This is a genomic window from Amycolatopsis sp. NPDC050768, from assembly GCF_040654155.1.
Classification (GTDB): domain Bacteria; phylum Actinomycetota; class Actinomycetes; order Mycobacteriales; family Pseudonocardiaceae; genus Amycolatopsis.
In genome coordinates this window covers 359,374-371,914 of record NZ_JBFAHL010000007.1, presented here as the reverse complement: position 1 = coordinate 371,914, position 12,541 = coordinate 359,374, and the positions used below count along the sequence as shown (strand labels likewise).

Here is a 12,541-nt window from a genome sequence, read left to right as displayed (position 1 = left end):
GCCGTGGGTCCGCACTCGTTCCTTCTTCAGGGCCGCCGTAATGGCCACCCGGGCCGATGAAATATTCACGACAATCCGGATCGGCGGTGAAGCGGCAGGGACAACGGTTGATCCGGACAGTTCGTACCCGTCTTCGCGATCGGCGTCCGGAACCGCGATTCGACAAAAGTCATCTTAATGAACTACCCGATCCCCGGTGAGACCAGGTTCGCCGAAGATCCAGTGATACCAAGAAAATTCGACCTCGGTCAAACCACGCGCGCAGTCGCCTCCCGGCATGCTCGGCTACCAATCCATCCCACTCCGAAGGCAGCCGATCGTCGGCAGCGATTCACCGAGGAATAAGCTGCGGGTAACGACGGTTACGGAGAGGCCCGCCGCGACACCCTCGGCGGAAGACGTGTTCGACATGAACGCCTTTCGGTTGATACTCATTCTCCGCTGACACATGATGGACTGGATCGCGAGAGGGGACTACGGATGATCGGCTCATTTTCTGTCGGGATCGGTTCATGGACGGGGTGAGCAGACTCATCCGGCTGGCACACCTCGAGGGCCGCCTCGACGTGCGGTGCCTGATGGCCGGACAGTTCACTTTGGACCACGAGGCCGCCCCGCCGGGCGAGGTGCAGTTCCACCTTGTCCTGCAAGGACGCTGCACGGTCACCACCGGCACGTCCACAGTCGACCTGGGTCCGGGTGACTACCTCCTGCTCCCCCACGGGGACGCCCACACGGTGACCGCGGCCTCGGGCCGCCGGCGCCGGTTCGAGGAGGAGCCGGGAGCGACGTTCACCACACGCAAGTCCCTCGGCGCCGAGCACGAGCTCGACCTGTTCTGCGGCCACTACCGCTTCGACTCGGCCGCGGGCGCGCTGCTGTTCCGCCTGCTGCCGTCCCTGGTACACGTCACGATGGACCGCCCGGCGCTCGCGCTGGCCGACGTCCTGCGCGGGGAAGCGGACTCCGACGGGCCCGGCACGGGCGCCATCGTGTGCTCGCTGTGCGACGCGCTGCTCGCCATGTCGCTGCGCAGCCGCCCCGACCAGCGGCTCGACACGCCCGCACTGTGGACCGCCATGGGCGACGACGTGCTGGGCCGGGTGATCGCTCTGGTCGTGGAACGCCCGGGCGAGTCGTGGACCATCGACCGCATGGCGACGGAGGCGCGGATGTCGCGCGCCACGTTCCTGCGCCGCTTCACCGCCCGCACCGGCATCACGGTCGCGACGCTGCTGACCTCGATCCGGATGATGGTGGCCGCCGACCTGCTGACGCGCTCGGATCTCTCGGTGGCGCGGGTGGCGAGCGAGGTCGGGTACCGCTCGGAATCGGCGTTCGCACAGGCCTTCCGTGCCACTGTGGGCACTCCGCCTGCCCGTTTCCGCAAGCACGCGGTGACGAGCCAGTGCACGCGGCTGTAGCCTGTCGTCGCATCTATTGACGGTAAAGATTAATGACCAGTCGGAAAATCATCCCGGTGCGGACGCACCGCCCTGGCGCCGCAACGGTGCGCGTCCCGGGATCGCGGAGCCGGCCCACCGGAGAAGAACCAGAACCAGGAGCAGACGATGTCCGTCGTCGAGATGACCACCTTCACGGTGGCCGAGGAGAACACCCGGGCGATGCTGGCCGCGCGCCCGGCGATGGTCGAGGCGTTCCGGGCCGACCGGCGCGGGTTCCTCTCCGCGCGGCTGGTGCGGGTGGCCGAGAACACGTGGCTGGACTTCGTCGAGTGGTCCGACGACGCCGCGTGGGACGAGTCGAAGGCCAAGGGCGCGAACCTGCCCGCGATCGGCGCGTTCTTCGCGACGATCGACACGCTGGTGAGCGCCGAACGCGGCGTGCGCTACGACGACGCCCAGGAGACCCCGGTCGTCGAGCGCCGCGTGCGCACCGTGGCGTACGGGCCCGAGCCTTCACAGGTCGGTGAGCTCTACCTGCCCGAGGGCGAGGGACCGTTCCCGGTCGTGGTCGTCGTCCACGGCGGGTACTGGACCGCCATGTGGGACCGCCGCCAGATCACCGACGTCGTCGACGACTTCCTCGGCCGCGGGTACGCGGTGTGGAACATCGAGTACCGCCGCATCGGCGAGCCGGGCGGCGGCTGGCCCGGCACGTTCCTCGACGTCGCCGCGGCCGTGGACGCGGTCGACGGGATGGACCCCGCGCTCGACACGAGCCGGGTCGTTTTCGTCGGGCACTCGGCCGGCGGGCACCTCACCACCTGGGCCGCCCACCGCGGCGCCCTGCCCGCCGAAGCCCCGGGTGCGAACCCGAAGGTCACGCCGCTGGGCATCGTCTCCCTCGCCGGCGCGCTCGACCTCAAAACGGGCGACGCCACCGGGTTCGGCACGGTGCTCGCCGACCCCGACGCCGAGCCGCCGAAGGACGCGCCCGAGGCCGCCCGCCCCGAGGCGTGGCCGATCGTCGCCGCGGAGGTCGGGGACGGCGTCGTCACGCTCCTGGTCGGCGCGCGCTACGCCGAGAACCCCGAGCGCTACGGCTGGACCTCCCCGCTCGAGCTGGCCAACCCCGGCGTGCCCGTGCTGGCCGTGCACGGCACCGCGGACGAGGCCGTGCCCGCGGACTGGAGCCGCCGCTACGCGGAGAAGACCAACGCGGAAGGCGGCAGCGCCCGCTACGTCGAGGTCGAGGGCGCGACCCACTTCGACGTGGTGCAGCCGGCCCACCCCGTGTGGCCGACCGTCACCGCCTGGATCGACGAGACGTTCACCAAGAACCAGTGACGGGCCGGGCGTCGTGCCGCCGATCGCCGGCACGACGCCCGTCGCTCATTCCGCGGTGCGCCAGCGGCCGCGGGTCAGCTCGGCGTAGTCGGTGAACTCCGGGAGCGCGCCCAGCTGCCGCAGCAACGCGAAGTCGTCGGCGAAGTACCAGTGCTCGGCGACGAGCCCGTCCTCGAACCGCCAGATCGCCATCTCCGTGATATCGATCTTGTTCCCCGTCGCGGGAAAGCCGTAGAGCTCACCAGCGTGGGTGGCCGTCAGCGACCACACCGCCCACACGCGGTCCGCCTTGGCGACGATGTCCTCGATGACGTCGTGCCGGTCCGGCAGGGAATCCTTGCGGTAGCCGCCCATGCCGAGGCCGGACAGCTCCGCCAAGGACGCCATGCCGACGCGGTTGACCGTCGCACCGGGCTTGAGGAACTGCGCGCGTTCTTCGAGCGAAACCGAACGGAACTTCAGGACGAGGTCGATGTTGCGGCGTTCCTCTTCCGTGTACTCGACATCCTGGTAGTCGCCGCCGGCGAGGCTCGTCACGAGGCTGCGGGAGTGCATGCGGTGTCCTTTCGAGGTCGGCCAGGCCCTGACCAGTTCGGCTTCGATCACGATGTCCACGAGGTTCGACACCACCGCGCCACCACCGGCGAGCAGGCCGTCGAACCGCAGCCCGAACTCGCGCCGGTCGAGCGACGTCCGGGCGGAGAACCCGGCGCGCGTGGCGCCGCGGTGGTCGACGACACCACCGGTGCGCACGGCGAGCTCGATCGGCCGGGTGACCCCGCGGATCGTCAAGCTACCGGGCAACATCCAGTCGCGGGCGGAAAACCCGTCGCACGACGCGGTGAACTCCAGCTCCGGAAAGCGTTCGGTGTCGAGGAAATCCGCCGAGCGGATCAGTTCATCTCGCTTCGGATGGCCCGAAGACACGCTCCCGGTCGCGACGCGGACGTGCACCGACGCGCCCGACAGGGTGACCTCGACCTCGCCGTCGAGCACCTCGAACCGGCCGGTCACCCGCGCGATCGTCATGTGCACCACGGAGAACGCGACGAGGCTGTGCGCCGCGTCCACCGTCCAGGTGCCGGCCAGGGCTTCCCGTGACCGGCGGACCGTTTCGTCCACAGTGGTCACGAAGCCACCCCCACCGGCACGGCTCCCGAGGTGTTCGCGAACCGCGGCATCACGTGGTCGATGAACCGCTGCAACGAACGGTTGCCGAGTGCGGGATCCAGCTGCCCGTACAGGAATACGAGCGCGAGGTGCCCGATGCCGCGCTCGGCGTGGGCCTCGATCTCGCGAGCGACGGTGTCGACGCTGCCGACGATCATCGCCTTGCGCAGGAACGCGTCCCGGTCATTGGCCGCAACGCCGACCACGCTGTTCTGGAACTTCGCCGCACCGGCCGCACCCTGGAACGCCTTGACGGTCGACGCGTCGAGGTAGTCCAGCGCCGGCGTGACCTCGCGCAGCGCGGACTCGTCGGTTTCGCCGACGTAGACCATTTTCTGCACGAGCGACCAGTCGCGAGCGTCCTGAATGGTCTGTTCGTCGTGACCGGACCGGTCGAGCGCGTCGTGGTAGAGCGCCCACTTGCGGGCGGTCTCATCGAGCTCGTCACGCGCGGTCTGCAGCGCCCACCCGCGGCCGGCCACGTCGAGGATGCCCTGGTCGGACAGCGCGGCGCGGGCGAAGCGGATCGACGGGCGGAAGCTGCCGGGCATGATGCGCCGGGTGAGCAGCCCGCTCGAGTGCGTGGTGGTGAAGTCGATCTCCACGCCGTCGTCGTCCCGCTTGTCCAGCGCCTGGAACGCGACGTCGAGCACCTCGTCCATCAGCCCCGCGCGGTTCGCCGTGTCGCGGCCGAGCCCCTGGTACTCGCGCGGCGAACCGCCCGTGCCGACGCCGATGGTGCAGCGCCCGCGCGTGAGCAGGTCGAGCGTCGTGCACGCCTCGGCGAAGTTGAGCGGGTTCCACAGGGCCGGGACCGCGACCGAGATGATCGTGTGCAGGTTCTCGAGCTGCGGCGCGAGGTAGGCCCCGAACGTGAACGGGTTGCCGTAGGTGTTGTAGCCGGTGAAGTGGTGCTCGGTGAGGCAGACGCCCGCGAAACCGCTGCGGTCCGCGATGCGCGCCTGCTCCGTCACAGCCTCGACGACCTCGAGGTCGTGCGCGCCGTCGGGCGACTGGGCGTTGAGGTAGATCGAGAACTTCATGTCTCCCCTGGTTTTCTGTGAGAGTCGGATACGGGTCGGGCCGGCCGCGTGCTCAGGCCGCGGTGTCGCCCCGGATGTGCGCGGCGACGTCGGCGCGCAGGTGCACGAACTTCGGATCCGCTCGCGTGGTGATCTGGTCGCGCGGCGCGGGCAGGTCCACCGTCACCTGCTCGGCAACCGTGGCCGGCGGCCGGCTCAGCACGATCACGCGGTCGGACAGGTACACGCTCTCGTCGATGTCGTGCGTCACCACGAGGATCGTCATGCCGAACCGGTCGCGCACCGACAGCGTGAGGTCCTCGAGGTCGGCGCGGGTCTGGGCGTCGACGCTCGCGAACGGCTCGTCCATGAGCAGGATCCGCGGCCGGCAGGCCAGCGCGCGGGCGATGGCCACGCGCTGCTGCATCCCGCCCGAGAGCTGCCACGGGTACTTGCGCCGCGCGTCACCCAGCCCGACCGCCGCCAGCGACTCGGCGGTGCGTTCCCGCCGTTCGGCCGCGGGCACGCCGGTGGCGCGCAACGGGAACTCGACGTTGCGGCCCACCCGCATCCACGGGAACAGCGAGCGGCTGTAGTCCTGGAAGACCATCGACAGCCCGGCCGGCACGCCGTCCACGGGCTTGCCGAGCACGCACACCTCGCCCTGTCCGGGCCGCAGCAGCCCGGCGAGGCAGCGCAGCAGCGTCGACTTCCCCGTGCCGGACGGGCCGACGATCGTCAGCAGCTCGCCGTCGGCCGCGGTGAACGACACGTCGTGCAGCACCGGTTGCGGCTGCCCGGAGTAGCTGTGCCCGAGGTCCGTGACCCGCACCGCGGGCTCGGCGGGCGCGTCCGGACCGCCCGCGACCGGGCGGGCCGCCGTGTGGACCGGGTTCTGCATGGAGGTCATCACCAACTCCTGTCGAGTTCTTCGGGGATCAGTCGTGCCGGGCACGGCTGTGGCGGTGCCAGCGCAGAGCGCGGCGTTCGAGCGCGGTGAACACGGTGTTGAAGACGTAGCCGAGCACGCCGAGCGCGACCATCGCCGCCCACATGCCCGCGAACTCGAAGTGGCGCTGGGAGTCGACGAGGAAGAAGCCGAGCCCGCTGGTCGCGACGACCCACTCCGACAGCACCATCAGCACCAGCGCCAGGGCGAGCCCCACGCGCATGCCCGCCAGGATCGCCGGGGTGGCGTAACAGAGATCGACCTGCAGGAGCCGACGCAGCGGCCCCAGGCGCAGCGTGCGGGCCGTGTCCCGCGCGACGGGGTCGATCGCGCCGGTCGCCTGCATCGCGTTGAGCAGCACTGGCCACGTGCAGCCGAACGCGATCACCAGCACGCGCATCACGTCGTTGGCGCCGAACACGATCAGGAAAACCGGCAGGATTGCCGGGGTCGGCAGCGCGCGGAGGAACTGCGCCGCCGGGTCCACCATGCGCCGCACGGTGGGGAATGCGCCCGCCGACACCCCGATCGCCGCGCCGAGCAGCGAGCCGCCCAGCCAGCCGATCAGCATCCGCACGAGGCTGGGCGCCACGTCCGTCCACAGGGGAGCCGACGTCCACAGGTGGCTCGCCGGGCCGGCGAAATACAGCGTCCGCACGCGGTCGAGGATCTGCAACGGTGTCGGGAAATACGGGTTGGCCGCGGCCTCGGTGGCGCGTTGCCAGACCCAGCACAGCACGGCCGGCAGGCCGAACCGCAGCACGAACCGGCCCGCGACCGCCGCGGCGGTCCGCAGCGGACGCACGGAAACCGGCGCCGGTGAGATCACGGCACTCATCGCGGTTCTCCTTCGCTCCACGGCAGAAACCGTCGTTCCAGCGCCCGGGCGGCCCAGTTCACGACCAGCCCCAGCAGCCCCGCCGCGCACACGGCGGCGAACGCGTAGTCGGTGTGGCTGCCGCCCTGGGTCGCGGCGAGCAGGTAGGCCCCCACCCCGGTGTCGGTGCCGATGAGCAGCTCCGCCGCCACGGCGATCACGAGCGCGAGCCCGATCGACACCCGGACGCCGGCCGCGATCACCGGTGCGGCCGAGGGCAGCACGATCTCGGCCAGCCGGCGCGGGAGCCGCGCGCCGTAGAGGCGGGCCGTCTGCAACGCGACACCATCGACGTCGCGGACGCCGTGGATCGTGTTGAGCAGCACCGGCCACACCGTCGCGCTCACGATCGTGATCACCACGGACTCGCGGCCCGTCCCGGTCACCAGCACCAGCAGCGGCACGATCGCCGCGGGCACCGGCCGCAGGAGGTCCACGACGATGCGGGTCGCGGTGTGCGCGGCCGGGACGAGCCCGAGGACCAGGCCCACGACCAGGCCGACCGGGACCGCGATCACCAGCCCGAGCAACGCCGAACCCGCGGTGGCGCCGAGATCGGTCAGGAAGGGCGCGTTGGTGAGCAGCTCCCCCAGCCTCGCGAGGATCACGCTCGCGGGAGGCAGGTACTGCGTGCTCACCAGTCCCGAGCGGGAGACCACCTCCTCGGCCGCGGCCAGCAGGACCAGGCCGGCGAGCCCGAGCACGAAGGTGGACAGTGCGGGGCGGTGGCCCAAGCGCGGCGCGGCGCGCCGGGGCAAGACGTCGAGCGACATGGGGCTGGTGTCCTTTCCGGCGTCAGCGGTCCGCGGCCATCACGTCGGCCGGCAGCGCCGTGCTCGTGAGCATCCCGGCCTGCTGCATGAGCTCCGCCAGCTTCCGCAGCGGCGCCGTTTCGGTCACGTTCGTGGCGAACCCGGGCAGCTTCATGCCGCTGGCCAGCGACGCGTCGACGCGCGTGAACGTCGGCACGGCCTTGCGCAACGCGTCGGGATCGGCGTTGAGGGCGGCGTTCTCGGCCGCCAGCGCCTTGCGGAACGAAGCGATCACGTCCGGGTGCTGCTGGGCGTAGCTCGTGGTGGTCACGTAGACGCCGACGAGGGTGTCGGTGAGCGGCCCGGTGAACTGGTCGGAGACGCTGCGGGTGCTCACCGTCTTGCGGATCGTCGAGAGGAACGGCTCCGGCGCGCAGGCGGCGTCGACGATCCCGCGCTGCAGCGCGCTGCCCTCGTCCGTCAACGCGACCGGCACCAGCTTCACCGACTTCGGGTCCAGCCCCACGGCCCGCAGCTGCGCGGGGATGGTGAGGGCGCAGCTCGAGGTGGTGCCGGGGATGGCGACGCTGTGGCCGGGCAGGTCCCGCACCGAGCGGATCGGCGAGCCGGCCTTGGCGAGCACGTCGAGCTGTCCCGGCCGGCCGAGGTCGCTGAGCCCCACGACCGTGACGGCGAGCTTCTTCTGCACGGCGAGCAGGTAGTCGGCCGCGTTGTCCCAGACGATCGGGTACGCGTTGCCGAGCAGGCCCACCAGCGGCGAGTCGGAGCTCGTGTGGTTGTGCGCCTGCACCGTGACGCCGGCCTTGGCGAACCCGCCGTTGCGGGCGCCGAGGTAGACCGCCGCCGACGATGTGGTCGCGGGAGCGTCGACCACCACCGCCGCACCGCCCGTGGCCGGGCCGGAGCCCGAACCCGAGCCGGGTGCGGCCGTGGTGTCCGTGGTCGAGCACGCCGAGGTGACCGCCAGCGCCGCGACGCCGGCGAGCGTCGCCGCGATCCGTTTCCGTGACTTGCCAGAGTTGCGTGACTTGCCAGAGTTGCCGCAGTTGTCCGCCATGCCGATTCCGCCTTCCGCAGTACCGCGCTGCTGTGAAAGGCATGGAAGACCGCGGGTGTGACGGGGACAACGCCCCTGTGCAAGTTTCCACATCCGGTTGCCGCGGGCGGGGTTCCGGCGGCGCCATGGAACCATGACTTCCTCGACTCCGCCCTCGCCGGGCGCGGCGCTGGGTTCGGCCCGGTCGATGTCCGCCCCCGTCCACCTCGCCGGCTACGGCGTGGACGCCGACCGGTTCCGCGGCCTGGCCGCCTCGCTCCCGACGTCGGTCAGCGTCATCACCACGACCGCCGAAGACGGCTCACCGATCGGCATGACGTCGGGCACGGTGTGCAGCCTGTCGTGCGAACCGCCGTTGCTGCTGGTGTGCCTCGGCAAGGCTTCGCGGACGCTGCAGGCGATCCGCGACCGCGGCCGCTTCGGAGTGAACGTGCTGGACAGCAACGGTTCCGAGATCTCCGCGCACTTCGCGAGCCGCGTGGCGGACAAGTTCGCCGCCACGGGCTGGCGCCGCGGCCGGCACGGCTCGCCCGTGCTGGAGGACTCGGTGGTGGCGTTCCTGGAGTGCGAGCTCTACCAGGTGGTCGACGGCGGGGACCACGCCATCGTCGTCGGGCTCATCATGGACGGGGAACACACGGACGCGTCGCCGTTGGTGTATTTCCGCCGCAGCTACTCGGGCTTCGGGGAATCGGGCGAATGACGTCAGCGGCCGGCCTTGCGCCGCAACCGTTTCTCGTCGTGCACCACGAGCTCACGCGACTCCAGCGTCACCACGCCCAGGCGCGCCATGTCCTTCAGCGCCTTGTTCACGCTCTCGCGCGAAGCGCCCACGTAGTGCGCCCACTGCTCCTGCGTCAGGTCGTGCCGCACGCGGATGCCGTCGGGGCCGCGCACTCCGATCCGGTCGGCCAGCTCCACGATCCCGGCCGCGACGCGCCCGCTGATGTCGGGGTTGAGCAGCGAGCCCACGGTCTCGTTGATCCGCCGCACCTGCGCCGAGAGGAACCGCACCACGGCGGCCCCGATCCGGGGGTCGCTGAGCACCCACTCGCGCAACCGGGCCGCCGGCAGGGCGATCACGTCGGCGTCACTGATCGCCACGGCGTCGGACACGCGGGCGTTGCCCTCGAAGACGCTGGTGATGCCGAACGGGTCGCCGGGCAGGAACAGCGTCATCAGCCGTTCGCGGCCGGTGGGGGTCGTCCGTCCCATCGCGACCTTCCCGGCCACGACGAGGTAGCCGAAGCCCGCGTGTTCGCCGGTGTGGAAGATGACCTCACCGCGCGGGTAGTGGCGCGCCGTCCCGCTTTCGAGCAGGCCGGCCACGAGATCCGCCGGCATCCCCGCGAAGAACGGGCTCACGACCGCGCCGCCCGCCGCGGAACGGAAACGCTCCGCGGGCGGAAGGGCGCCGGCCGGGTTCATCCCGGCAGTGTAAGCACCCGCATCGGTGATTCACGCGTTCCGCGTCGCCGCGAACAGGTGCAGCCGCAGCGGGTCTTCCTTGCGCGGGTCGAACAGCACCGGCACACCTCGTCCGGACGAGACGAACTCCTCGACGAGATCGGGACCGTCGCCGGTCCAGCCGCGCGTGGCGAGCCACGCGGCCGGGGGCCACGCCGCAGGCCCGCCGCGGTCGACGGACACGAAGACCTCCGCCATGGCGCGGTCGCCTTCCGCGGGGGTGGGGATGTCGCTCATCCGGGTCCGCCGGTTGAGGTACTCGCCCGCGAGCGTGCTGCCCGCCGCGGACATGCTGCCGATCTCGCCGAGGAACGCGTCGGCCTGGTCCGGCTCGAAGTACATGAGCAGGCCCTCGGCCATCCAGGCCGTGGGCACGCCCGCGTCGAACCCGGCGGCGAGCAGCTCGCGCCGCCAGTCCTCGCGCAGGTCGGCCGCCACGGCCACCCGCTTCACGGCCGGCTCGGCGCCGACCTCGGCCACCAGGCGTTCCTTGAACGCCAGCACCTGCGCCGAGTCGAGCTCGTAGACCACCGTGTCGGCGGGGAAGGCGAACCGGTACGCCCGGCTGTCGAGCCCGGCGCCGAGCAGCACGACCTGCCGGCAGCCCGCGGCCAGGCGCTCGGTGAGGTAGCGGTCGTAGAAGCCCGTCCGGCCCGCGAACAGGCCGGACAGGCCCTTCCAGAACTCCGACGGGTGCTCTTCCCGGGCCGGGCCCAGCGGCGGCAGAGCGGCCGTGGAGACGTCGACGTCGAGCACGCGCGCGACGAACTGCTCCGCCAGCGGGTCGGCGAACAGCCGATCCGGGCGGCGGGACTCCTGTGCCCGAGCGTAGGACGCGATCAGGGCGGTCAGCCCGACCCCTTCGGGAAGCCTGGGTGCGGTCACGGTCTCGCCCTTCGCCAGTGGTGCCGGTGCACGTCTTGATCATCACGCAGCGGGCAGGACCCCGCCATGCGCGAACGGATCAAATCCGAGCCGAACCGGATCACCCCGGCGCCGCTGTCCGAAGAGGACGCCTGCCGACCACCCGGCTCAGTGCGTCCGGACCGGCGGCATGCCGAGCACCTCGTTGAACGCCTCCGACGACGAGGGGTGCGTGTAGACGGAGTCGCGCAGCTCGGTCGCGGTCACGTCGTGGCGCATCGCGAGCGTGACGAGGTTGATCAGCTCCTGCGAATCGACGCCCAGCAGCGTCGCGCCCACGATCAGGTCGGTTTCGCGGTCGAGGACGAACTTCATCACGCCGCGCGTCTCGCCGACGATCTTCGACCGAGGCATGGCGGCGATGTCGGCCACGGCCTTCTCCACGACCTTCACCGGCAGCCCGCGCTCCACGGCTTCGCGTTCGGTGAGGCCCACGCGCGAGAGCGCCGGGCTCATGAACACCGTGTACGGGATGAACTTCCGGTCCTTTGTGGACCGGTTGCCGCCGCCGAGAATCTGGTCGGCCACGATGCGGTAGTCGTCGAGCGAGATGTAGGTGAACTGCGGGCCGCCGTTGACGTCGCCGATCGCGAAGATGTGCGGCTGGCTGGTGCGCAGGTGCTCGTCGACCTCGACGGCTCCGGTGGCGGTGGTGCGCACGCTCGCGCGGGCGAGGCCCAGGCCCTCGGTGGCGGGTGTGCGCCCGGTCGCGGCCAGCACGTCGTCGGCCGCGAGCGTGTGCGGCTCGCCGTCGATCTCGTAGGTGATCTCCACGCCGTTGTCGATGTCGCGGACGCCGGTCACCTGGGCGTCGTAGACGAACTCGACCCCGGCCCCGCGCAGGATGCCGGTGGCCGCCGCGGCGATGTCCTCGTCCTCGCGGGGCATGATCCGCGGCGCGGCGTCGAGCACCGTGACCGCGCTGCCGAACTGGGCGTACGTCGAGGCGAACTCCACGCCGACGTACCCGCCGCCGAGGATCGCGAGGCGCTGGGGCAGGTGGTCGAGGTCGATCAGGTCGGTGCTGGTCAGCAGCCGGGTGCTCTCGCGCAGGCCCGGGATGGCCGGGACCGTCGGCACGGCGCCGGTGTTGATCACGATCGTCTCGGCCGTGACGCGCAGGACGTCCTCCCCCGCGGCGACCCGCACGGTCTTGGGGTCGAGGAACGTCGCCTTGCCGGTGATCACGGTGACGGTGTCGATCGTGTCGAGCATGGCGAAGTTCTTGCCCCGCATGGCCGTGGTGAGCGCGCGCGTGGCCTCGACCGCCCTGCGGTGGCGCTCGGGCGGGGTGCCCGCTCCGGGGTGCTCGGCGTGGTGGACGAGCGACTTGGTGGGCACGCAGCCGATGTTGATGCAGGTGCCGCCGTACATCGCCGCGGACTGCTCGATCATCGCGACGCGCTTGCCGAGCTTCCCCAGCGCCGCGGCCAGCGTCTTGCCGCCCTTGCCGAAGCCGATGACCACCAGATCGAAGTGCATGTCGTCCATACGGTCCAGCATTCGCCTCCCGAAGAGGCTCGACTACGCATGAAAAGATCAATTTTCGCCG

Annotated in this window: 12 protein-coding genes; 3 read left to right on the top strand and 9 right to left on the bottom strand. The window is 71.1% G+C overall.

Translation table 11 applies throughout. The annotated features are described in order from the left end of the window. The first annotated feature begins 521 nt into the window (after positions 1-521). Both AB0H62_RS22945 and AB0H62_RS22940 read left to right on the top strand, forming a co-directional pair. Positions 522-1,424: an AraC family transcriptional regulator gene (locus AB0H62_RS22945; RefSeq protein ID WP_220239561.1), complete on the top strand. Its 903-nt coding sequence runs from the start codon at positions 522-524 to the stop codon at positions 1,422-1,424. A gap of 147 nt (positions 1,425-1,571) precedes the next feature. Beyond that, positions 1,572-2,750, top strand: a complete 1,179-nt coding sequence (locus AB0H62_RS22940) for an alpha/beta hydrolase fold domain-containing protein (protein ID WP_360588035.1) — start codon at positions 1,572-1,574, stop codon at positions 2,748-2,750. A 45-nt stretch (positions 2,751-2,795) separates the two neighbouring features. On the opposite strand, the gene AB0H62_RS22935 is transcribed toward AB0H62_RS22940, so the two are convergent. From AB0H62_RS22935 to AB0H62_RS22910, 6 genes are read right to left on the bottom strand one after another with little or no spacing between them, the layout of a single operon-like run. After that, on the bottom strand, positions 2,796-3,881 hold the full coding sequence (locus AB0H62_RS22935; protein ID WP_360588033.1) for a YceI family protein: 1,086 nt from the start codon (positions 3,879-3,881) through the stop codon (positions 2,796-2,798). Then, positions 3,878-4,963 (bottom strand): LLM class flavin-dependent oxidoreductase, encoded by a 1,086-nt coding sequence (locus AB0H62_RS22930; protein ID WP_360588031.1) that lies wholly within the window; start codon positions 4,961-4,963, stop codon positions 3,878-3,880. The genes AB0H62_RS22935 and AB0H62_RS22930 overlap by 4 nt, the downstream gene beginning before the upstream one ends. A 52-nt stretch (positions 4,964-5,015) precedes the next feature. Beyond that, entirely contained in the window at positions 5,016-5,852 is an 837-nt protein-coding gene (locus AB0H62_RS22925) for an ABC transporter ATP-binding protein (RefSeq protein ID WP_360588029.1), read from the bottom strand. A 28-nt stretch (positions 5,853-5,880) separates the two neighbouring features. Further along, positions 5,881-6,729 carry an ABC transporter permease subunit gene (locus AB0H62_RS22920; RefSeq protein WP_360588027.1) on the bottom strand — a complete coding sequence of 283 codons (849 nt, stop codon included), beginning with the start codon at positions 6,727-6,729 and terminating at the stop codon, positions 5,881-5,883. After that, on the bottom strand, positions 6,726-7,541 hold the full coding sequence (locus tag AB0H62_RS22915) for an ABC transporter permease subunit (RefSeq protein WP_360588025.1): 816 nt from the start codon (positions 7,539-7,541) through the stop codon (positions 6,726-6,728). The genes AB0H62_RS22920 and AB0H62_RS22915 overlap by 4 nt, the downstream gene beginning before the upstream one ends. A gap of 22 nt (positions 7,542-7,563) precedes the next feature. Beyond that, positions 7,564-8,598 (bottom strand): ABC transporter substrate-binding protein, encoded by a 1,035-nt coding sequence (locus tag AB0H62_RS22910; protein WP_360588023.1) that lies wholly within the window; start codon positions 8,596-8,598, stop codon positions 7,564-7,566. Between the two features lie 133 nt (positions 8,599-8,731). On the opposite strand from AB0H62_RS22910, the gene AB0H62_RS22905 reads away from it, so the two are divergent. Beyond that, positions 8,732-9,301: a flavin reductase family protein gene (locus AB0H62_RS22905; RefSeq protein ID WP_360588021.1), complete on the top strand. Its 570-nt coding sequence runs from the start codon at positions 8,732-8,734 to the stop codon at positions 9,299-9,301. Between the two features lie 2 nt (positions 9,302-9,303). Here the strand turns inward: AB0H62_RS22905 and AB0H62_RS22900 are convergent, their stop codons facing one another. The 3 genes from AB0H62_RS22900 to AB0H62_RS22890 all read right to left on the bottom strand — a co-directional run bounded on the left by AB0H62_RS22900 (position 9,304) and on the right by AB0H62_RS22890 (position 12,480). After that, the gene (locus AB0H62_RS22900; protein ID WP_360588019.1) at positions 9,304-10,026 is read right to left on the bottom strand and encodes a Crp/Fnr family transcriptional regulator; all 723 of its coding nucleotides are present in this window, start codon (positions 10,024-10,026) and stop codon (positions 9,304-9,306) included. A 30-nt stretch (positions 10,027-10,056) separates the two neighbouring features. Next, a complete protein-coding gene (locus AB0H62_RS22895) occupies positions 10,057-10,950 on the bottom strand; it encodes an SAM-dependent methyltransferase (protein WP_360588017.1) in 894 nt (297 codons plus the stop codon). Positions 10,951-11,097: 147 nt separating this feature from the next. After that, the gene (locus AB0H62_RS22890; protein WP_220239550.1) at positions 11,098-12,480 is read right to left on the bottom strand and encodes an FAD-dependent oxidoreductase; all 1,383 of its coding nucleotides are present in this window, start codon (positions 12,478-12,480) and stop codon (positions 11,098-11,100) included. Between the last annotated feature and the right edge of the window lie 61 nt (positions 12,481-12,541).